We start from the raw sequence: 21,683 nt of genomic DNA on the forward strand, positions 1-21,683 counted from the left end.
CTTTTTGCTAAGTTTAGGCCGTATTAGAACAGACAGACATATATATAGGTTCTGTGTTTACTGAACGAGTAAATATCGCGTACTGCGTCCACCTGATTCAGATCTGACCAAACAACCTTGTTCAACTAACGTCGCTAAATGACGTGTTGCTGTCGGTTTACTGACTTTGGCAACTTTATGATATTGAGTCGTGTTAATACCCTGTTCAAAGTCCCCATCGAGCATGCGATTCAAGACTTTGACCTGCTCCGACGTTAGCTTTGTTTGGTCGATTTTTTGCCAGTAGTTTGATTTGAAAATGGTCTGATCTATTTCTCTTAGCACGTCATTAAAGGTTTCGTTTAGCGTGTTAAGAAACCACGCTAACCATGCTGTGATGTTTACGCTACCCTTCTGCGTCTGTTCAAGTGTTTCATAGTAGCTTTTACGCTTTGCCGATATGCTCACTGACATAGCGTAAAATCGAACCGATTGGCTTTCAGCTTGAGCTAATGCTAAGTCTGTAAGCAATCGAGTTATACGACCGTTTCCATCATCTAGTGGGTGTATAGTGACAAACCAAATATGAGTGATGGCGGCTCTTAATAATGGATCTAATGATCCTTCTTTTATTGATTCATTAAACCATCGGATAAAATGCTCTAATTCTTTATCAAGCACTTCTCGTGGAGGGGCTTCAAAGTGAACGGTAGGTCGATCAATTCGACCAGAAACCACCTGCATGGGTTCACTTCCTCGTAACTGGCCACCTATGATAGGGCTGAGCATGGTATAGCCTTTAGGAAATAGTTTTTCATGCCAATGTAGAATTCTCTTTAAACTCAGTTTTGAATCAAGGTTCTCAATGGCATCGACCATTATCTCAGCGATACCATCGGTTTGTTCAGTAGTAGGAAACGAGTTTTCTTCTGTCAAACCGAGTTTATTGGCTAGTGAGGAGCGTACTGAAAAGGCATTCAGTTTCTCACCTTCAATGGCGCTTGAGTTTATAATGTTAGCCAAAAGTGTATCGAGCATGTTTTGCTTTGCATCGTGAGATTGACTGGCCATCTTACCTAATAGTATTCCTTGGTTAAGGCGAGCTTCTCTTAACATGGGTTCTATAGTGTTTTTATCCCATGTAAAGTGAGGCCAATTTTCTTGCTGCCATATCCACATAACATCCTCTATGATTTGAATAATATGATTAATCTACTCACACTTTAGTGTGAATATTGTAGTTAATCAAATCAAAATTTAAGTTGAATGGTGTCGGTAATCACATCATAGACGTTCTGAAGAGTGATTAAATGGAAGTAGCTATAAAGGAATATTGAGCGTGAATAGAATGGTGGTCTTGAGCAAATGCTGGGAAGTCCAGTTACAGATCTCAAAGATAACAACGTTCCATATGTTTGGTTGTACGAGTGGTGTCGAAAAGCCTGACCCAGGAGCATGAGAAAAAGTTAGCAAAGCAAACGGAAGAGCTTAGATTGCATCGAATTCGTAGTGCTTACAACGCCGCCTTAACGATCGAAAAAGAAAAAATATACGATTGCCTGCGCTAGAACAAAAATTTATTTATGAAGCAGATGGTTATCGTTTTGAAAAATAGAGAGCTTGGTTTTATGTTTGATGCGCCAGACATAACTGGTTGGCACCTGAAGCTACTTGGACGCTTTGGTGATTGACGTGTATGAAGTTGAGAGTGTCCGCACACTACTAAAAAGTAGTGTTGGAAATGTCGAGTTTGATCACCCTAAATTTAAGGAAAAGCCTCCCAGTGATAAAAAGCCTATTAAATAGGTGAAGGGGGAAACGCCACCTGTGGATATAGATCCGGAACTTGATACGGGTGAAGTCTTGAACCAACAAACGTTATTTTTTCTGATTCGGGTTCAGTTGGGTTCATCGGTTACCCTGACCCTTATCATAGGTCGTGTTTGTGCCGTTAGAACAATTGTTAGTATTCTGTTGTTTTGCGGTGATGTTTTGTTAGACATAATGAGCTCCAAAATTTATTTATCTAAAACTGATACCTTCATGCTTGAGGGCTACTAAAGTATGTAAAAATTGCCTTTGTCGCGAAATGAAAAGTAACGTCTCCTCCCTAGAAAGCTGGATCCATACCAATTGAAATAGCACAGATAGATACAGACATTAGAAACAGGAGACCTGTATTGGTGAATGTAGCGGTGATCAGTACAGTAGTGTCGCAACCGCGTATGAAGTCACTGATTCAGGTCTTAGATAACCTTTTTAACTTTTATATCTTTTGTTTTGTATGGTTTTATTTTTCATTGTTTAATCGCGCTTTTTTATCTATTGAAATAAATATTCCATGATGTCATCATGTTTGGAATGAAAATATTAAAATCTGTATATTAATGATTTACTTAGTTTGGTGTAATTAATACAGCAGGATATGAGGTATGGTTGAAACAATAAAAAAAATGCGTGTTGGCTTGGTTGGCTCAGGCTATATGGGAAAAGCTCATGCCATTGCCTACCGAAATGCGATGGCAGCTTTTGGTATTCAACAAAGCCAATTACATTGTGAGATGTTAGCTGACGCGACGCCTGAATTAGCTAAAATGAAAGCCTTGGAATTGGGTTTTAATCGCTCTACAGGGGATTGGAAAAGTCTAATTAACGATCCGGTTATTGATGTAGTCGATATCTGTGCTCCGAATTTTCTACATAAAGAAATCGCAATGGCTGCCATTGCAGTAGGTAAACATGTTTATAGCGAAAAACCGCTAGCACTAAATGCTTCCGATGCGAAAGAAATGACTGAGGCTGCTGAACGAGCAGGAGTAAAAACACTGGTTGGTTTTAATTACATCAAGAATCCAACCGTGCAATTTGCTAAGCAGCTCATCGATCGTGGTGATATTGGTGACGTGGTACATTTTCGAGGTGTATTTAATGAAGACTATCTTGCTGACGCAAATCTACCCTTTAGTTGGCGTTTGCAAAAACAGTTTGCCGGAACAGGAGCGCTGAACGATTTAGCGTCTCATTTAGTGCAACTGGCGACTCATTTGGTCGCTCCAATCACGTCATTATGTGCCGATCTTAAAGTGGTGCATCAACAGCGTCCTTTAGTTCAAACTTCAAGTGGTTCTAAAGCCAGCGCTGGCGAAGTTGAAAACGATGATCAAGCTCATATGATGGTGCGCTTTGCCAATGGTGCGCAAGGCACATTAGAAGCGTCTCGCATTGCATGGGGAAGAAAAAATGGTTTGTTTTTTGAAATCACAGGCACCAAAGGAAGCTTGATTTTCGATCAAGAAACCTTGTCTGAATTGTCTTTGTATGTCGCCGAAGGAAACCCACAAACTCAAGGCTTTAAGCGAATTTTAGTTGGGCCTGAGCATCCTGATTATCAAGCATTTTGTGTTTCAGCTGGTCATGGCTTGGGTTTCAATGACATGAAAGCGGTTGAGATTCGAGACTTATTCCAAGGGGTTGTTCATGGCGCTCCTTTATGGCCGGATTTTCGAGCAGCAGCTCAGGTTAATGTCATTCTCGATAGTGTAGTGGAATCCCACGAAAAAAGAGCATGGGTTGAGGTAGAGCAATACGATGTGAGTCGATAGCACTTTTGTCGACTGGAAAAATGTTCTCGATAAAATAACTACGATAGAGGTTTGTATGTCACATTTACTAAGTAAGAAACGCCAACTTGACGGCACAACATTGACGCAACATGTAACGCCACAAAGTGCGAATTGGCGTTATATAGGCTTTGAAGCGCATCTGCTTAAGGCCGGCGAATCTGTAGTGATTCAGACTGAAACGGATGAGGTGTGCGCGGTGGTTTTATCAGGCAAAGCGAACGCCAGTACCAAGCAGGAAGCGTGGAAAAACATAGGTGATCGAATGAGTGTATTCGAGCAAAAAGCACCTTATTCGGTGTATTCGCCTGCACAAGACGAGATTCGTATTGAAGCCATTACCGATGTGGAAGTGGCTTTTTGTAAGGCGCCAGGCAAAGGCGGATTCCAAGCGAAATTGATCACACCGGAGCAATGCCAATACGAAACGCGAGGCGTCACCAGCAACACTCGCCATGTGTGCAATATTTTATTCGGCAACGAACCTGCCGATAGCTTATTAGTGTGTGAAGTGATTACGCCAAGCGGTGGCTGGTCAAGCTATCCACCGCACAAACATGATACCGATGCGGCTCCCGCTGAAACTCAGCTGGAAGAAACTTATTATCACAAGATTGATCCGCCACAAGGCTTTGCTTTTCAGCGAGTTTATACGGATGACAGAAGTATTGATGAAACCATGGCTGTGGAAGACGGAGATCTCGTGATGGTGCCAGAAGGCTATCATCCAGTAGGTGTGCCACATGGTTATCAATCCTACTACCTGAACGTTATGGCAGGGCCTAGTCGTAACTGGATTTTCCATAATGATCCGGATCATGAGTGGATTATTAAACGAGATAAAAAAGCTTAAAAGCACAAATCGAGCTGCGCGCTTTAATATTCTGAAAAGTCCAATCGCAGTCATCAGTGTGGCTGGTTTATTACTGTTTTACCACTAAACGAGACAATTGAGCCTTGTTTAGTGGTATTTAAACGGATCAATCTCTTACAGTTCTTGTCATCATCTGGTCAACTCTAAACATAATGGTAATAGCAAGCAACATGGCGAGCTTTCTGTTATTTTTTGTCTGCCTACAATAAATAGCTTTTCTAAAACTAAGCTGACACTTGATGATTCTAAAGGAAGTCCGACTTTTGCTCGAATACTGGCTTTGGTACCTTTTAGCTCTTCACGCTTTGAGCTCCACGATAGCCAGAATCCGCCGAGACAAAACACTCTTCGCTGTGAAGAAGATTGGCTGCTGTTGTTATGAGTTAACTCCGTTCTAGCGTTAATAGCAATATGGGCTTTAAGACAAATACCTGATCTATTCACTTTTTTAAAAAACTGACTCGATAGTTGAATCAGTGCCGGCAATTCATGATTGTGGTGTGATCAGGAATGGAGTTATTTAACGATGAGTCAGTAAATAATCGCTTCAAGTTGACCCCAAGCATAAATTTATTCATGCGAGAAAGGAACATTTCTTCACGTGTTTGATAATGTTTGTTGTTAAATTCGATGCCGACAAAGGTGGGTTAGTGCGACATGGCAGAGTGCTCGAAGCGCTCTTTCTCATAAGAGAGCTTATTTTCATGATTCCTAGTTTTTCATCGCAGTTCGACAGTTTAAGCCCTGACGCCATTTAGCAAAAGGGATATTACCAATAATGGTACCGGTTAAAATCAGTATCAAGGCAATTATTAACCCCAGTGTCCAATGCTCACCAAACAGTGGTACGGCTAATACGCTGGCAAACACAGGAACCAAGGCCATCAACCCACCCATTTTCGTCGCACCTAAAATATGTACTGCGCGTCCGTAAAATACCATTTGTACTGTGGTTGCCATCACTCCTTGGTAGAAAGCCTGTAAACCGATCATTTCCCAAGAAGCGTCAGTTAAATGATGTGGTAAAAACAATATGTAAACCGGTGCAAATAGTAGCGTTGTGACAGCAATAATGCCTAATGTTGCCTGCCAAGGCGCAAATTTCCAACGGCGGAGCAAAACAGTAAAAATACCCCAAAAGACACATGCGATTACAAAGCTGATATCCCCTAACCAATAAGATGCGTCAGATAGCATTGTCTCGGTTAGCAAGGCAAGAATACCTAAACTGCTTACCAGAATACCAACCCAAGATGCTACTGTGTGGCGCTCGCCCGCTAAGAAGTAAGCAAATACCGCTATCATAATAGGCATTAACCCTGGCAAAAGCAGCGCAGCGTGTGTTGCTGGTGCATGTTGAAATCCATTAAACACGGATAGCGCATAAGCCAAACCACCAATGCTGCCTAAAACAAACATACGCCATTGCAAAATTGTTTTACGGTGTTGCCAAATGAACGGAAAAAATAAGATAAACGCTGTTCCAAAGCGCACTATCATCATGTCTGGCAACGCTAACGCGGCCAATGCCCCTGCTTTAGATACCAATATAAAACCTGTCCAAATGGCCACAGCCGCTAAAGCGTACACCAGCCCAGCAACTGGCAAGGGGGATTTAACCGTTGATTGATTCATTTTTTGATCCTCTTGTTTGATTTTTTTACATTATAGAGTTATCTTATTTTCATTAATAATGAATAATAAAGAACAATACCTTCATTTAATGTGAAAGAGTGAGCCATCATAGATATTTCAGACCTGATTGTTTTTAAGGCCGTTGTTGAACATAAAGGCGTCACTCGGGCAGCAGAAGCCTTGCATCGAGTGCCATCTAATGTCACCGCTCGGCTTAAAAAACTGGAGAGTGAGCTCAATATAGATCTCTTTTTAAGAGAAAATAATCGCCTTTCTGTTACCTCCGCAGGTCTTCGCTTGCTGGACTACACGGATAAAATTTTGCAGCTGCAAAAAAGTGCCATCGCAGAATTAACACAGGCGGAACCGTCTGGATTATTACGTTTGGGATCTATGGAAAGTAGCGCTGCCTCTCGCCTGCCAAACATACTTTCGCGTTATCACGATAAGTACCCAGCCGTGCAAATTGAACTGATGACCGCTGCGTCTATGCCGTTAATAGAGAGAGTTTTAGAAGGCGAACTTGATCTTGTTATGACCTCTGATCCACCAAATGATCCAAGGCTTTCTTGTACTCATTGCTTTGATGAAGAGTTGGTGCTTATTATGCCGTTGGCTTGGGGAGGGCAGGAAGAACTGCCTGATTCTTTGACTATGGTGGGTTACAACAAAGGGTGTTCTTATCGCGATAGGCTCGAGAAGTGGCTTAAAGGTCAAGACCGTACTTGCGAACGTATCATCGAAATACCAAGCTATTACACCATGATCAGCTGTGTGATTGCTGGAATGGGCATTGGCATGGTGCCGCGCTCGTTATTGGCATTACATAAAACCGGAGGGTTAGCGTTTCGTCCCGTCGAAACAGAAATAGCTCACGCGCAGACGTATCTTGTATCGCGTAAAGACAATCCATCCAGCGCGATTAGCGCGTTTGTGGAGTGTACTTTACAGACTTAGTTTTCATTGTGCATATGAACTTTTTATTTCATACCGCCAACAGGCATTGCATATCGTAAACTAATTACATTATAGATTTTCATAATGGGTTCAATGCTTTGTATTACTCTATTTATAAGCATTCTTTTTCGAAGAGCAGCAGAGCAAAATATCCTCTTTACAGATGCTTTTTATTCCAATTAATCTTTAATAATTAAAAAAAGCCCACCAAATGGTGGGCTAAAAAGTCGCTTACTAGAGAGTTAGACAATAACAATCTGCGACTGAGCTAAGGTATTCCCATTACTTTGAAGAGTATTGGGAAAGATTCTGTTTTGTTACCAGTTCAAATGGCACCCAAAGGTTACGATCTACAGGGTCGCCATGAACCATTTTGTAAGCGGTCTGAACAGCTACTTGGCCTTGTTTAGTTGCATTCTGAAAAACGGTGACACTCAGTTCACCAGATCTCATAGCCGCTAAGCCATCAGCTGTTGCATCAATGCCAGCTACAACAATATTGTCGATGTTAAGACTGGATGCTTCTATTGCTTGAATGGCACCGATGGCCATTTCATCATTGTTGGCAATGACTGAATTAAACTCTATGCCAGAAGTAATCCAATTGGTCATTAGGTCATAGGCTTGTGTTCGAGACCAGTTCGCCACTTGCTTATCAAGAATTTTAATGCCTGAGCATTCAGGGCGTGACAATACCTTTTCTACATCTTTAGTACGTGTTAGCGCTGCATGATTCTCAAGAGGACCTATGATGACCAACGCGTTACCTTTACCATTTAATAGACGACAAACTTCTTCTGTTTGTAAGGTGCCTGAATCTAGCTCATTAGAGCCGACAAAACTGGCGGTATCAGGTAATTGATGAATGTCAATAGGTGGATGATTTACATAAACTAAAGGTATGCCCGCTTCATTTGTCATTTGCGTGATTGCCATAGTGGAATCACCATCTACAGCGTTAACGATAATGGCATCAACACCACTTGCAATAAAACTTTGGACTTGGTTTAGCTGACGTCCAATATCACTATTGGCGTCTTCAAATTGTAGTGTTATATCGTCATTAGATTGGTCCGCGGACTTCATTCCGTTGATCAAAATATTTAAAAAGGGGTTATCAAAGGATGTCATGCTTATGCCTATATTTGTGGCCTGAGCATTACTCATTGTTCCTATTGATAAAAGTAGTAATGCTATTTTATTTATTTTGTTCATGCATAACTCCTGTTAAATAACGATATAAATATTGAAAGGGAATGAGCGGCGTAGATACACCGCCCACTCATGCTTACTTCATCGTTGGCATTGAAAACTCTGCACCAGCGCGAAGACCTGTTGGCCAGCGTGCTGTGATGGTTTTCATACGAGTGTAGAAACGAACACCATCTGGTCCGTGCATGTGTAATGGGCCAAATAAAGAACGTTTCCAGCCACCGAAACTATGGAAGGCCATAGGTACTGGAATTGGCACATTCACGCCAACCATTCCTACTTGAACGTCTTCACAGAATTGACGAGCTGTATCGCCATCACGGGTGAAGATTGAGGTGCCATTACCGTATTCGTGGGCATTAATCATATCCAATGCTTCTTGGTAACTGTTGGCGCGAACAACACATAAAACAGGGCCAAAAATTTCTTCGTTATAGATGCGCATACCTTGTTTCACATTGTCGAATAAGGTTGGTCCAACGAAGTAACCATTTTCATTGCCTGGATAGACAAAATCACGACCATCACGAACCAAAGTAGCGCCTTCTTCCACACCGATACCGATGTAGTCTTTGATTTTTGCGCAATGTTCTTTGGATATGACTGGGCCCATGTGGGCCTCTTCTGGTAAGCCAACCCCCGGGCCGACGCGCATTCCGTCAATTTCAGTACTTAAACTGTCGATCAGATTATCGGCAACGTCATCACCAACACAAACTGCGACAGAAATCGCCATACAGCGCTCACCAGCAGAACCATATGCAGCACCCATTAGGGAACCAACAACTTGGCTTGGGTCCGCATCCGGCATCACGATCATGTGGTTTTTGGCACCGCCAAGCGCTTGTACTCGTTTGCCATGGGCAGAAGCTGTGGCGTAAATGTATTCTGCAATAGGTGTTGAGCCAACGAAGCTAACCGCTTGAACTCGTTCATCCGTTAGCAACACATCTACCGCTTCCTTATCACCATTAACGATATTGAAAACGCCATCAGGAAGGCCTGCTTCAGTAAGTAGCTCTGCCAATCGTAGTGGTACAGAAGGATCTTTTTCTGATGGCTTCATCACAAAAGTGTTGCCGCTGGCAATGGCAACAGGGAACATCCACATTGGAACCATGGCTGGGAAGTTAAACGGTGAAATGCCCGCACACACGCCAAGCGGCTGCATCAAAGACATACTGTCTACACCACGACCAACGTTTAGGCTGTGTTCACCTTTTTGTAGATGTGGAATGCCGCAAGCAAATTCCACTACTTCGATACCGCGCGTTAATTCACCTTTAGCATCAGAAAACACTTTGCCATGCTCATTAGTGATCATCTCTGCAATTTCATCTGCGTGTTGTTCTAGCAATGTCTTAAATTTAAACATGACTCGAGCACGGTTAAGTGGTGTGACTTTACTCCACGCTTTGAACGCTTCTTGTGCAGATTCAATCGCTGTGCGAGTTTCGTCGGCGCTAGAAAGCGCAACGCTAAGGCTTTGTGCGCCAGTAGCTGGGTTGTAAACTGGACCTGTGCGACCACTTTGGCTGGCAATTTGCTTACCGTTAATGTAGTTACCTAATGTTTTCATGAGAATACCTAACGTTTGCATGTGTTTTTTGTTGACGCTAAAGCCAGTAATCTAGAATTAGCGTCATGAATAAATATCGTCGGTTATTTGACGATTTCTAACCCGGACTCGGCGCACAACGCTTTCAGGTTGTTTGCCCCAAGTGTTGCGTACGTTAATGGGTGCGCAACACTTGGATCTTGCTCTGCTTCCACAACTAACCAGCCAGAATAGTTACTTGCTTTTAGTTGTTTGAATAAACTGCCGTAATCAATAAAACCATCGCCCGGCACAGTAAAAACGCCATTTAACATAGCATTCAAGAAGCTGATGTCACGGTTCTTAGCATCTTTTAGGATTTCAGGGCGAAGGTCTTTGCAATGCACGTGAATAATGCGATCGGCGTGTTTTGCTTGAACTTCTAATGGATTACCGCCAGCAAAAGTCATATGGCCAGTATCCAAAAGTAGACCAACAGAAGGACCTGTGTATTTCATTAGTAGGTCAACTTCGTGTTGACTTTCAATGACAGTCCCCATGTGATGGTGATAAGCAATTTGTACACCTTGAGATAGGCAGTAGTCTGCAACTTGAGTAAGCTTCTTACTCATTTCAGCGATCTTTTCTTCGCTAATAATAGGGCGGTGTGAAAGAGGTGTTTCTATTTGCCCATGGACACAGTCTGTTATCTCGCAGTAAACCATGGCTTTAGCACCAAGAGATTTTAGCAAGTGAAGATGAGGTTTTATGGCCTCAATTTCTTCTTCTACACTGCGAGTCAATAATTCACCACTGAACCAACCAGAAACCAAGCTTAAATCGTGCTCTTGTAAAATAGGACCAAGCGCTTCTGGTGTGCGAGGGAATTTGTGGCCTAATTCAAAACCACTAAACCCGGCTTGTTTACCTTCGCTTAGGCACGTTTCAAGCGGTGTTTCAGCACCCAGAGTTGGTAGGTCGTCATTAGTCCAAGTCAGCGGGTTTATACCGATTCGTACGTTCATTTTTATTCTCCAATCAGTAATAGTGTTTTATAGGTTTTTAAACTGACGTGCTTTGTGAGCGTCATAGGTTTTTCTAGCCTGACGTACTTTCTCGCGCTCAGATACTTCTGGTACAGCTACATCCCACCAGTGACCACCATTTTCTGTTGTGATGTCTGGGTCTGTGTCAAGGGTGATCAGGTAGCTAATTGGTGATGCTTTGGCACGTACTAGAGCTTCTTCAAGTTCCGCTATAGTGGTCACTTTTTCAGAGCTTGCACCCATTGATTTGGCGTGTGCGGCAAAATCTATCTTTGGTGCGCCTTCAGGAATGGTTAAGCAATCATCCAGCATGTTATTGAAGCCAGGGCCGCCACAGAATTGCTGAAGGCGGTGGATACAACCATAGCCTCGGTTATCTAGGACGACCATAATGATTTTTTGTCCTATCATTACGGATGTAGCAATTTCAGAGTTCAGCATTAGGTAAGAACCATCGCCTACCATAACAAACACTTCAGATTGAGGGCTTGCCATTTTTGCCCCTAGCCCGCCTGCAAGCTCGTAGCCCATACAGGAGTAGCCGTATTCCATGTGGTAGCCACGACTGTAACGGGTGCGCCACAACTTTTGTAGTTCGCCAGGCAAACCTCCAGCAGCACAAACCACCATGTCTTTTTCGCCTGCAGCGCGGTTTACCGCACCGACGACTTCACCATCGCTTGGTAAATCAGTTCCTCGATCTGTGGTGACTTTATCTATGACCTTTTGCCATTCAACCCGTTCTGCTTCAGCTTTATCGCTCCAACTAGTATCGATTTTCCAACCTTGAAGCGCTTTACTTAAGTGAGTAAGTGTTAGTTTTGCATCACCAACTAAGGCTTGACCTTTGTGCTTAATAGCATCAAAAGATGCCACGTTGACACTGACGATTCTGGCATCTGGATTTATCATCGAGCGTGAACCCGATGCAAAATCACCCAATCGAGTTCCAACGGCAATAATTAAATCTGCTTCAGCACACAATTTATTTGTTGATGCCGCCCCCGTAACACCTATGGTTCCCATGTTATGCTTGTGATCCCAAGGTAAAGTACCTTTGCCAGCTTGAGTTTCGCCAACAGGGAGCTGGAACTGACTAACAAAGCTGTCAAATTCTTTCAGAGCGCCGGAATAATGCACGCCACCGCCAGCAATTACGACTGGCTTTTTAGCCTGACGAATCAGTTTTAGGGCATCATTTAATTCATAAAAATCCGGCTCTTGGCGGCGTAGACGATGTACTTTTTCATCAAAAAAGCTTACTGGATAGTCGAATGCCATGGTTTGCACATCTTGCGGTATGGCAAGTGTCGCAGGTCCGCATTCGATAGGATCCATTAAAACTCGCATCGCTTGAGGTAGTGAAGTCAATAATTGTTCAGGACGAGTAATACGGTCAAAGAAACGACTAACTGGGCGAAAACAATCATTTGATGTGATTGTCATGTCTTGAAAGTTTTCCACCTGCTGTAACACCGGATCTGGCATACGCGTTGCGAAAGTATCGCCAGGAAGAAACAGGACTGGGATACGGTTCACATGAGCAACTGCGGCGGCGGTTACCATGTTAACAGCGCCAGGACCTGCAGATGCGGTACAGGCCATCATTTGCTGACGGTTTTTAGTTTTTGCATAAGCAATGGCGGCATGTGCCATACCTTGCTCATTGTGTGCACGATAAGTTGGAAGTTTATCTTTTACATGGTAAAGCGCTTCACCTAAACCGGCGACGTTACCGTGTCCAAAAATACCCCAAACACCGGCAAACATAGGTTGAATACCGTTGTCTGTTTCTACTTTTTGCGCCATCATGAATCGGACGACGGCTTGCGCCATGGTAAGTTTTATTGTTGTCATGTGGGTTTCCTTTAAGCCTGTTTCTGTTGTGGCTGAGCGCTGTGTCGTTCTTTCCAGTAGGATACGAGTTCCAAATAATTCGATACGATAGCGTCTATAAGTTGCTGATCGCTATAACGATTTCCTAACCATGCACGGCTTGGTTCGCTAAAAATAGATCTTCCTACAGCGAAGCCTTTACAAATATCGAATCCTGCACTGTTTGAAAAACCTTCTTTGAGCTCGTTCATTGGAGCATCTAAACCTAACATCACTACACCACGGCAATGTTTATCATGATGATTGATAATTTCAGTAATTGCCCTCCAATTTGACTTAGACTGAGGTGGAAGTTTCCACCAATCTGGGCGCACATCTAAGTGATAGAAGCGTTTGATCGAGTCAGTGAATAGACTGTCGTCAAAGTCCTTGTCGCGTGGCGGAATAATTTCCAGTAAGAGTTCGTGGCCAGAAGCACAGCAGGCTTTATACAACTCTACAACTTGACGTTCTTGAGCGGCACGCATTTCTATTTCATCTTGAGAGTGATAGAAAACAAGGCATTTTACGATGTGTTCTTTTGGCCAGCTTTTTAGACGTGAGCCAATACTGCGACCACCTTCTAATTCGATAGGACGAGAGCTTGGCAACTCGACAGGGCGACCAATCCAAAGACCACGACCTGTAACGGCATTTAGTGCATCTTGACCATAAGTGTCGTCGATTAATACGCCGTATTGGCTACCGCCTAGCTCGCGAGCGCCAACATCTAATGCATCAACCAATAGGCGTTTGAGTCTTTTAATGCGAGAAGGATCTGCACCTTCTTCACGAGCCATATCAAAGAGTTGTTTACGATGATCAAAAGCAAAAATACATAGGTCTTGCCAGTCGTACGGTAATCTTTCTGTGGTGACTCGATGTAAATGGTTGAGTTCACGATCCAAATCTGGACGTTTAATTTGTGCTGCACGAGCTATGTAATTATCTAATTCTTCTGCACTTGGAATCGCTGGAGCACAACCATGGCGAGATACAACCAAAGCGCCACATGCATTTGCATAAGTGCAAGATTGCTCTGCTGACTCGCCTCGAATCCAGCCTCGCAAGAAACCACTCATGAAAGCATCGCCAGCACCAAGCACGTTGAGTACATCTACGCGAACGCCAACATGCAGTTCAAATTCATCCATAGAGTCAGGGATTGTACCTTCAAGTACTGTACAGCCTTGAGAACCAAGTTTAAGTACGATAGTGGCACTACTTAGCTCACGGATCTTTTTCAGGGCCGTGATAGTGTCTGTGCTGCCACCTGCAATATGAACTTCTTCTTCTGTCCCAACGATAAGATCAAAATCAGCCAAAATACTTTGTAAGTGAGCAGAGACTTTTTCATTGGAAATAAAACGTGTTTCGCCATCGCCAGGGCTGGTTAATCCCCAAAGAACTGGACGGTAGTCGATGTCCAAAGCGCATTTTGTGCCCGCTTGTTTAGCGTAGGCAATAGCTTGTTTACTGGTTTCGTAAGTGCTTTCTGTAGAGAAGTGAGTGCCAGTAATAACAAGCGCTTTTGCAGAGCCAATAAAATCAGCGTCAAAGTCGTCTTTACTGACGGCCATGTCGGCACAATCATTGCGGTAGAAAATAAGTGGAAAAGTGTCTTGATCTTTAATGCCAAGAACGACTAAAGCGGTTAAGCGTTCAGGGTCTGTGATGACATGGCTGGTATCGACACCGGCGCGGGCTAATTCTTCTTTTACGAAGCGCCCCATGTGCTCATTACCAACGCGCGTTAACATGGCGCTTTTTAAGCCAAGACGCGCTGTACCAAATGCCATGTTGCCTGATGAGCCACCAAGGTATTTTGCAAAACTGCTAACGTCTTCTAAACGGCTGCCTATTTGCTCTGAATACATATCGACTGCTGCGCGTCCAAGACAAATAAGATCTAACGTTTTATCTTTGAGCATGGTTCTTCATCTCCCATATCAGCCGAAATGACAACAAGGTGAGTAGTACTTTGTCAAAAGTGAAGTGGCTGTTTTTTTTATTGTTAATATATCTACAATGATATTAGAATATATATTCTATATTATCAATAGATTGGAATGAAAAAATCATAATTAGTTTTATTTTCAAAAATATTTTTAAAAAACAAAAGCTTGCATTTATTTTTTCGTGTTTATATGCTCTTTTTATGGCATATAAATGAAACATTTTTTTATTTATATGAAAAATCTGTTTTTTTCTAAATTTTTGACAACGAATAAGTTTCTTGCCAAATGTCTTCGGCCATTTTCTTTAGTATCAAGGACTCATTCCAGCGATCTGTAATGTCTTGATTATGTTGATCTGTTATTGAATAGGGGCGTGTTCCTAATTCACAGGTGAACGACAAGGTATCACCTTGATTGGCACGTTGTTGCCAATTAGCGAAGCCCCATTTCCATAAATCATAAAAAGCATCGACCCAGAGTTTGTGCTGAGGAAAGCTGATAGGGATTTGCACCTGCTCGCGATTGGCAACTCTGCCATGGTAGGCATGGCAGTGAGACATAATGATTTGCAAGTGTTTGATATCTTCACTGGCGTCTTCATCGAGTGGTATTTCATGCCCTGCAACATAATGAGAGAGGTCACCTAGCAACTTCAGATTGGGCATTTCTGCTAATATTTCTAGAGTGAAAAGTAAGTCATTCGTAAGTCGGTAGCGGTGAGTTTCAACTAATACAGGTGTGTCAATTTGTTCTGCTAAGCGCTGCCAGCCTTCTAACAGCTGAATCGCTTCTTTCATATTGCGAGTACGGATATTGGGCTGGATGGTGATGTGATGGGGCTTATAACGAGCGGCTAATTCAATGGTGGGTTTTAGTTCATCAATGTTAGCTGGAAAACATTGCCCTTCCATGGTTAATCCATGTGCTTTTAGTTCAGTCATCAAAGGTGCGACTTTTTTAGCTTCCATCATATGGTCTGTTACACCATGGAATCCATGTTGAGCAATGCGAGTCACTGCGTCAGGCATAGGCAGAGTTTTACCGTTAGGTAATATGTTTTCCATTGCCCACATGGACTGCAAAATAATTAAATTCATTGATAGCCTGCTACTTTTTCAAAAGGTCTTTAAGTTTGAAGGACGGATCTGCTAACTTTTCTATTGATACTGTTTTTCTTTGGTTAATAAGGCGTTCAGAAAGTTTTATGTCTTTGGCTATTTGGTTTCCGACACCGATACCGCAAGCGGATAAAAGCTGATTTTCGTCGTTTACTTCAAAATGTAGGCAAGATGAGGTGCCTAATGTGCGAGTAACTGGATGCGCTGCGCCCTCAGGCAATCCCACCATTTGTAAGCCTAAATCGTATTGATCAGACCAGAACCAAGGTGCAAGATCATAAACAGTGTTATTACCTAACATATTCTGCGCCGCAATGGCGGCTTGTTCTTGGGCACAACGCCAAGACTCTAGACGAACTCTCTGCTGAGTAAGGGCATAAGGAAAGGAACACACATCACCAGCGGCATAAATATCTTTGTGTGAGGTTTGCATATGAGTATCCACTTTGATGCCGTTTTCAATGGCCAGTCCTGCTTGCTGTGCAAGATTGACGTTGGGAATCGAACCGATGCCGACCACAAGCCAGTCGGCCTCTATCTGCTTTCCTGACGTTAGTTTAATGTGTGCTTGATGATCAAAAGTGACATTTTCAATAGACGAATTAAGCTTAATTTCGGTACCGTTTTGATGGTGCGCTTTGTGCAGTATTCGAGCAACCGCTTCAGGTACTGCTCTTTGTAGAATTCGTGGCTGAGTCTCGAGTACAGTGACCTTTATTTGTTGTGCTCGAAGGCTAGCTGCTAGCTCTAAACCAATAAAACCTGCGCCAATTAGAACGACTTTTTGTCCTGCTAATACCTTGCTACGTATGCGTTGGCAGTCGCTTGCGGTTCGTAAAGTAAACACGAAGTGCTCAAGATCCTCTTCAGAGGTATTGGCGAATGATAGGGTGCGTGCAGATGCCCCAGTGGCTATGAGTAACTTACCGAACATTAATTTTTTGTGATTAGATAAGGTTACCTGCTTAGCTTGAGCGTCAATGGACGCAACAAACACACCTGTTATAAACTGAATGTGTTTCTCTGCAAGCTGAGCTTTTGTCACAATGCTTTTAGGTTCGAATAACGCGTCGGTTAATCCCGTTTTTGACAGAGGTGGACGTTCATATGGATCGCCTTTTTCGGTTTCAACTATGGTGATTGGAACATTTGAGTCTAATTCGCGCAACGTAATTGCGGCTCGGACACCAGCTTCTCCCGCCCCGATGATTAACATTGAGTTCATGGAATATTTACCTTTAGGCAGTGTAATTATAGGTTTTGTAGTTCAAGATAAATAACGTCATTTTCAACCTTGGTAGGAAAGGTTTTCAGGTGTTCGCAAACAGGGGCACCTAATGCCTTGCCGCTTTTGTAATTGAAACGGCCATTGTGCTTAGGGCATTCGATGATGTCATCCATGACCAAACCATCTGCAAGGTGAATACGCTCATGAGTACACAAACCACTGGTAGCAAAAACCTCGCCTTTTGGGCAACGATAAATAGCAAAGGTTTGTTCACTGTGGTTAAAAGGCATGACGTCTTCTTCGTCGATGTCATCCAAAGGGCATACTTCAATCCAGTTAGACATAATGTTCTCCCGTTTTTTAATTGCTTTTTAATGGAATAATTAGGCGTTTTTTTAGTATTGAGTCGGCTGATGCATTAAGCATGCATCATGATTCGTAGCCATTAGGGACTTCCCGTTTCACGTAATAGCCTGGATCCTTGCGTTGTCGCCACATCGCGGCAACTACTTCTTTTAATGCGCTCCAAGTGCTTGGGTAAACGGGTGGGCAGTCTTCTTTCATCAATTTGTGAAGTTGGGGGAGTTGATGGTAGGGCACCATTGGAAACATATGGTGCTCGATGTGGTAATTCATATTCCAATAGAGGAAGCGTAGCACTGGGGGCATGTAAATTGTGCGGCAATTTTGGCGATGATCTAAGACATTTTCGGCCAATCCAGCGTGTTGGGTTAAGCCAAATATATAGGCTAACCATACACCAGCCATCGCAGGTAATGGGCCAATCATCATGGCAAAGTACCAAGAGCGAAAGTACAACGCTGTCGCAATGACAACTACGTATAGAATCAGCATGAGACGCGCAGTTTGAAATATAGACTTATATTCAGAGGCCGGAACAAAACTGTTCTCATCGGTAGATAGTCGGCCTAACGCATGACGAGTTAAGCTTTTTAATGTTTCCCATGTTTGTGGAAGACCAAATAGGGCAAGAATATGACGTAATACACGCGTTGGGCGACGCCCCATAATTTCATAATCACGTCCAACCACAATAGTGTCTGTATGATGGCGGGCATGGCTCCATTTCCAAATTTTGGGCTCGCGAATTACCATAAAGCTCGCAATATAATAGACAAGATTATTCATCCAAGGGGTTTTGAATGCTGTGCCATGACTACATTCGTGCCAACGAGAATCTGAGGCTGTCCCATAGAGTAACGCATAGATAAAAAACAAAGGAGCCACCCACCAAGTTCCCCAGGCGAAATTTATCATCCCTGCGAAAACAAAAAGCGCAATAAACCAAATTGAGGTATCGCGAACCGCAGGCGCATCCGAACGCTTCATCAAAGCTTTCATGGTTTTTCTTGGAATGTCTGTTTGATACCAGGTGGCAGACACGAGACCTTGTTGCTGTGCTTTTTGGCACGCATCGCCCGTCAAACTGTAGTCATAAGTTACTCTGGTTGGCATATGGAGCTCCATAAGTAATATCAGGTTTGCATTAAGCAACTGATATCAGTTGTTATTTTTTTTTGGCTATAAGGTGATATTGAGTGCGGCATCACGCTTATCTTATGGTTTTATTGTGCGCCACTTATAATGTGTTGGTACATGACTGGGATTTTGAAATAGATATCTAGGATCACATAGAGTGCTAATTTTACGATGCGATTCGCTTTATCAATGCAGCGTTAGAGGAATTCAAATTTACTTACTTATAAGGTTATTCAGTTTTAGCTTGGCGATACTGGCTGGGCGATAGCTGATGCCGAAGCTTAAACAGACGTGAAAAGTGAAAGGGAGAGGCAAAGCCGCATTGTTCTGCAATCACTGAGATGGGTAGGCTAGTGTGACGCAGCAAGCCTTCAGAACGGTCTAGCCGAAATTGCCAAAGGTAGCGCATAGGTGTCATGTGAAAGCTGGCTTTGAACTGGTTGATCAAATGATTAATTGAACAATAAGAAGCAGAGGCTAGATCTTCAAGTTGAATGTTAGTTGAGAAATTCTGTTGTATATAGTGAATTGCACATCTGACTACACGTGAGGTGGGATGAGGGCGAGCACTTTTGTCTAAGTAAGCAATTTCTTGATAATATTGTAATAAGGTTTCGCCCAGTCGATATAAAATCGTCTGATTATTAACTGTTTGTGTATTTGTGATACTTAACCCTAACTCCACTAATTGCTCAATCTCTTGGGTTACAGGTAAAATACAAGGTAAGGACGCTAAGTGCTCGATAAGTTCATCAGGACATTCGTGAAAATCTAATTGGCACCAAGAATGTTCTGTTTGCTGTTCGCTATGAAAAATAAACAGTTCTTCTTTTTTTGGAAGTTGCATCGCCATATGACCTGGCATTAGAGAGTATTGCTTCCCATCAACAACAATGTCTATTTTGCCTGTTAGTACATATACAAACTCTACACCTCGTTGAATGCGAGGTCCTAAAGTGCTTTTTGCTGGGTGTTTGACAAAACCAAAATAGACTTCGCGCACGCTAGGGATAAGAGATAAATCTGGTTGAGTCACCATAATTCAGCCTCTTATAGATGATCTGTCAAACAATTTTTGTATCATGAGGAAAAGTCGCCACGCTTATTTGCGTGGCGACACAAGCCTAATTATTAACGGTAAAACTCTGGGCGATCTGGCAAGTTGATTGGTTCAATCAAACCGCTTTCCTGTGCTTTAACGCATGCATCTCCAGATACGGCTGCAGCAAGACCATTCCAAGAAGATGGGCCAGTTAATTTACCTGCTTGAACACCATTCACGAAGTCTTGTAATTCAACGTCGTAAGATTCAATAAAACGGTCTTTCCAGTCGGTTAAGATAGACTGCCCTAAGTTGGCGTTTTTACGCATGCTTAGTGCTTGAGGTTCAGGTAAATTTACTACACCTTCTTCACCTACTACAGAACACTGGATGTCGTAACCGTATTGACAATTTACGAAAACCTCAACGTCTATACGAGTGCCTTTTTTAGTTTCCAGCATAACGATTTGTGGATCAGCGACTTTATCGTGCGCGTATTTAGATTTACGAGGGAAAACGACTTGTGCAGATACATACTCGTCATCTAGTAACCAGCGGAATACGTCCAATTCATGTATTAGTGTGTCATGGATTGCCATCGGAGTGATGTACATTTCTGGTACGCTTGGGTTTCTGTGAGCAGCATGAATCATTAATGGCTCACCAATAGCACCAGAGTCAATGGCCTCTTTTAGCATTTTGTAGCCAGAGTCGTATGGACGCATGAAGCCAACTTGTACAAGGCGTTTTCCTGCGGCCATTTCTGCATCAACTATGTTCTGACAGCCTTGTGCTGTTGTGGCCAAGGGCTTTTCGCAGAAGACGTATTTTCCTGCCTTGATCGCAGCCAGCACGTATTCTTCATGAGTGCCGCCCCAAGAAGTAACGAGTACTGCATCAACACCACTTTTTTCAATAAGCTCATGGCCATCTTTATAGACAGTGGCATTTAGTCCTAGAGATTGTTTTACTTTCTCTGCCTGTTCTTGGTTCACGTCTGTCAGTGCAATGACTTCTGCACCGGTTAGTGTATTTGTGATGCGTCGAGTGTGGTCCGCGCCGATAGCGCCTGTGCCAATTACGCCAATTTTAAGTGTCATGTTGGTTTCCTTTATCATTATTTTATTAGTGATTGTCGTTTATAGGTGTCTATTACTTCCAATACTTGTCGACGTAGCGTTGGATTTCATCGCGCATAAAGCGAGAGGATTGTTCTGCTCTTTCATCCCAAGCAAAGACACAGCTAGACAACACGCCATCAAACCCAATTTCGTGTAGTGTCTTAAAGAAAGTATCCCAGTCGACTTCGCCTTCGCCCATATCTAAATGCTGATGTACTCGAGCATTAGAGCCTGGCGGATTGACGATGTAACGTAATTGTGAGGAGCCTTTATGGTTGTAAGTATCTGCTACACGAGCGTGTTGCAAGATGCCCTTTGTTGAGCGAATTGTCTCTGCCAAGTCATCTCCGTAATAAAACGAGTGAGGTGCAATGTATGAACACTGGACTGCAGGCGAATTAATAGTTTTGATAATATCGATAGCAGGAGCCATCTCTTCCACCCAGTCTTCTGGGTGAGGCTCCACACACAAGGTTAAACCTTCTTTTTCTAGCAGAGGGACAAGCACATCCATAGAGCGCCAAAATGCATTTTCACAAGCTTCTGGTGTGTGAATACCCTGACGGTCAGCATTGGAGCGTTCGGGAGATCCGCCACGACCAAATTCAGAAATTAGTAACGGATTATCCAGTTCAACGGCAATTTCTATGGTTCTTTTCCAGTTATCCATAGCCATTTTCCATTCGTCTTCGTATGGGCTGGACCAACGATACATGGGTTGGATAGTGGACAAAGAAACGTCATGATCTTTCATGGCTTTTTTAAAGTTTTGCAAACGTTCAGGATAGACGCGTGGGCGCGTCCACCACTGTAAGAAATCTGCTCGAGGCGACAGTTCGATGTGGTCGTAGCCCATTTCTTTCGTCGCTCGGCACAAATCTTCTAAAGAAAGGTGACGGTGCATATAGGGATCGAGTGCTATCTTCATGTTAAAACCTACTTTTTATTTTTAATTTTTTCTCAATTAGGACAATAAAAGGT

At 42.9% G+C, this 21,683-nt stretch carries 18 protein-coding genes; 4 read left to right on the forward strand and 14 right to left on the reverse strand.

Annotated elements, in window-relative coordinates:
• Positions 1–57: 57 nt before the first annotated feature.
• Positions 58–1,158 carry a Fic family protein gene (locus tag DFP75_RS00615; RefSeq protein WP_110571572.1) on the reverse strand — a complete coding sequence of 367 codons (1,101 nt, stop codon included), beginning with the start codon at positions 1,156–1,158 and terminating at the stop codon, positions 58–60.
• A gap of 648 nt (positions 1,159–1,806) precedes the next feature.
• Here DFP75_RS00615 and DFP75_RS00620 point away from each other — a divergent pair.
• From DFP75_RS00620 to iolB, 3 genes are all read left to right on the forward strand, one after another.
• Positions 1,807–2,040, forward strand: coding sequence for a hypothetical protein (locus DFP75_RS00620; RefSeq protein ID WP_146219949.1), 234 nt, complete (start codon positions 1,807–1,809; stop codon positions 2,038–2,040).
• 371 nt (positions 2,041–2,411) lie between these two features.
• Entirely contained in the window at positions 2,412–3,581 is a 1,170-nt protein-coding gene (locus DFP75_RS00625) for a Gfo/Idh/MocA family protein (protein ID WP_220032604.1), read from the forward strand.
• A 55-nt stretch (positions 3,582–3,636) separates the two neighbouring features.
• Complete coding sequence (iolB, locus tag DFP75_RS00630) at positions 3,637–4,452, forward strand: 5-deoxy-glucuronate isomerase (protein WP_110571574.1); 816 nt, start codon at positions 3,637–3,639, stop codon at positions 4,450–4,452.
• Between the two features lie 732 nt (positions 4,453–5,184).
• Here the strand turns inward: iolB and DFP75_RS00635 are convergent.
• The gene (locus DFP75_RS00635) at positions 5,185–6,108 is read right to left on the reverse strand and encodes a DMT family transporter (protein WP_110571575.1); all 924 of its coding nucleotides are present in this window, start codon (positions 6,106–6,108) and stop codon (positions 5,185–5,187) included.
• Between the two features lie 126 nt (positions 6,109–6,234).
• On the opposite strand from DFP75_RS00635, the gene DFP75_RS00640 reads away from it, so the two are divergent.
• Complete coding sequence (locus DFP75_RS00640; RefSeq protein ID WP_245926969.1) at positions 6,235–7,065, forward strand: LysR substrate-binding domain-containing protein; 831 nt, start codon at positions 6,235–6,237, stop codon at positions 7,063–7,065.
• Between the two features lie 282 nt (positions 7,066–7,347).
• Here the strand turns inward: DFP75_RS00640 and DFP75_RS00645 are convergent, their stop codons facing one another.
• The 12 genes from DFP75_RS00645 to DFP75_RS00700 form a co-directional block, all read right to left on the reverse strand.
• Positions 7,348–8,280 carry a sugar ABC transporter substrate-binding protein gene (locus DFP75_RS00645; RefSeq protein ID WP_110571577.1) on the reverse strand — a complete coding sequence of 311 codons (933 nt, stop codon included), beginning with the start codon at positions 8,278–8,280 and terminating at the stop codon, positions 7,348–7,350.
• Between the two features lie 73 nt (positions 8,281–8,353).
• Positions 8,354–9,856, reverse strand: coding sequence for a CoA-acylating methylmalonate-semialdehyde dehydrogenase (locus tag DFP75_RS00650; RefSeq protein ID WP_110571578.1), 1,503 nt, complete (start codon positions 9,854–9,856; stop codon positions 8,354–8,356).
• An 83-nt stretch (positions 9,857–9,939) separates the two neighbouring features.
• A complete protein-coding gene (gene iolE / locus DFP75_RS00655) occupies positions 9,940–10,839 on the reverse strand; it encodes a myo-inosose-2 dehydratase (protein WP_110571579.1) in 900 nt (299 codons plus the stop codon).
• Positions 10,840–10,866: 27 nt separating this feature from the next.
• Positions 10,867–12,717, reverse strand: a complete 1,851-nt coding sequence (gene iolD / locus DFP75_RS00660; RefSeq protein ID WP_110571580.1) for a 3D-(3,5/4)-trihydroxycyclohexane-1,2-dione acylhydrolase (decyclizing) — start codon at positions 12,715–12,717, stop codon at positions 10,867–10,869.
• An 11-nt stretch (positions 12,718–12,728) separates the two neighbouring features.
• Entirely contained in the window at positions 12,729–14,666 is a 1,938-nt protein-coding gene (locus DFP75_RS00665) for a bifunctional 5-dehydro-2-deoxygluconokinase/5-dehydro-2-deoxyphosphogluconate aldolase (RefSeq protein WP_110571581.1), read from the reverse strand.
• Positions 14,667–14,944: 278 nt separating this feature from the next.
• Entirely contained in the window at positions 14,945–15,790 is an 846-nt protein-coding gene (locus DFP75_RS00670) for a sugar phosphate isomerase/epimerase family protein (RefSeq protein WP_110571582.1), read from the reverse strand.
• Between the two features lie 10 nt (positions 15,791–15,800).
• Positions 15,801–17,036, reverse strand: coding sequence for an NAD(P)/FAD-dependent oxidoreductase (locus DFP75_RS00675; RefSeq protein WP_110571583.1), 1,236 nt, complete (start codon positions 17,034–17,036; stop codon positions 15,801–15,803).
• Between the two features lie 26 nt (positions 17,037–17,062).
• A complete protein-coding gene (locus DFP75_RS00680; RefSeq protein ID WP_245926902.1) occupies positions 17,063–17,383 on the reverse strand; it encodes a MocE family 2Fe-2S type ferredoxin in 321 nt (106 codons plus the stop codon).
• Between the two features lie 85 nt (positions 17,384–17,468).
• On the reverse strand, positions 17,469–18,515 hold the full coding sequence (locus DFP75_RS00685) for a fatty acid desaturase family protein (RefSeq protein ID WP_220032605.1): 1,047 nt from the start codon (positions 18,513–18,515) through the stop codon (positions 17,469–17,471).
• Positions 18,516–18,768: 253 nt separating this feature from the next.
• On the reverse strand, positions 18,769–19,578 hold the full coding sequence (locus DFP75_RS00690) for an AraC family transcriptional regulator (RefSeq protein ID WP_110571586.1): 810 nt from the start codon (positions 19,576–19,578) through the stop codon (positions 18,769–18,771).
• A 92-nt stretch (positions 19,579–19,670) separates the two neighbouring features.
• On the reverse strand, positions 19,671–20,681 hold the full coding sequence (gene iolG, locus DFP75_RS00695; protein WP_110571587.1) for a bifunctional inositol 2-dehydrogenase/D-chiro-inositol 1-dehydrogenase: 1,011 nt from the start codon (positions 20,679–20,681) through the stop codon (positions 19,671–19,673).
• Between the two features lie 52 nt (positions 20,682–20,733).
• A complete protein-coding gene (locus DFP75_RS00700) occupies positions 20,734–21,630 on the reverse strand; it encodes a sugar phosphate isomerase/epimerase family protein (protein WP_110571588.1) in 897 nt (298 codons plus the stop codon).
• Positions 21,631–21,683 lie beyond the last annotated feature (53 nt).

The organism is Marinomonas alcarazii (genome assembly GCF_003208215.1).
Classification (GTDB): domain Bacteria; phylum Pseudomonadota; class Gammaproteobacteria; order Pseudomonadales; family Marinomonadaceae; genus Marinomonas; species Marinomonas alcarazii.

Excerpts from the sequence above, each read along its gene's own strand:
- DFP75_RS00615 (WP_110571572.1), bottom strand. The coding sequence starts at position 1,158 with ATGTGGATATGGCAGCAAGAAAATTGGCCTCACTTTACATGGGATAAA.
- DFP75_RS00625 (WP_220032604.1), top strand. The coding sequence starts at position 2,412 with ATGGTTGAAACAATAAAAAAAATGCGTGTTGGCTTGGTTGGCTCAGGC.
- iolB (WP_110571574.1), top strand. The coding sequence starts at position 3,637 with ATGTCACATTTACTAAGTAAGAAACGCCAACTTGACGGCACAACATTG.
- DFP75_RS00635 (WP_110571575.1), bottom strand. The coding sequence starts at position 6,108 with ATGAATCAATCAACGGTTAAATCCCCCTTGCCAGTTGCTGGGCTGGTG.
- DFP75_RS00645 (WP_110571577.1), bottom strand. The coding sequence starts at position 8,280 with ATGAACAAAATAAATAAAATAGCATTACTACTTTTATCAATAGGAACA.
- DFP75_RS00650 (WP_110571578.1), bottom strand. The coding sequence starts at position 9,856 with ATGAAAACATTAGGTAACTACATTAACGGTAAGCAAATTGCCAGCCAA.
- iolE (WP_110571579.1), bottom strand. The coding sequence starts at position 10,839 with ATGAACGTACGAATCGGTATAAACCCGCTGACTTGGACTAATGACGAC.
- iolD (WP_110571580.1), bottom strand. The coding sequence starts at position 12,717 with ATGACAACAATAAAACTTACCATGGCGCAAGCCGTCGTCCGATTCATG.
- DFP75_RS00665 (WP_110571581.1), bottom strand. The coding sequence starts at position 14,666 with ATGCTCAAAGATAAAACGTTAGATCTTATTTGTCTTGGACGCGCAGCA.
- DFP75_RS00670 (WP_110571582.1), bottom strand. The coding sequence starts at position 15,790 with ATGAATTTAATTATTTTGCAGTCCATGTGGGCAATGGAAAACATATTA.
- DFP75_RS00675 (WP_110571583.1), bottom strand. The coding sequence starts at position 17,036 with ATGAACTCAATGTTAATCATCGGGGCGGGAGAAGCTGGTGTCCGAGCC.
- DFP75_RS00680 (WP_245926902.1), bottom strand. The coding sequence starts at position 17,383 with ATGTCTAACTGGATTGAAGTATGCCCTTTGGATGACATCGACGAAGAA.
- DFP75_RS00685 (WP_220032605.1), bottom strand. The coding sequence starts at position 18,515 with ATGCCAACCAGAGTAACTTATGACTACAGTTTGACGGGCGATGCGTGC.
- DFP75_RS00690 (WP_110571586.1), bottom strand. The coding sequence starts at position 19,578 with ATGGTGACTCAACCAGATTTATCTCTTATCCCTAGCGTGCGCGAAGTC.
- iolG (WP_110571587.1), bottom strand. The coding sequence starts at position 20,681 with ATGACACTTAAAATTGGCGTAATTGGCACAGGCGCTATCGGCGCGGAC.
- DFP75_RS00700 (WP_110571588.1), bottom strand. The coding sequence starts at position 21,630 with ATGAAGATAGCACTCGATCCCTATATGCACCGTCACCTTTCTTTAGAA.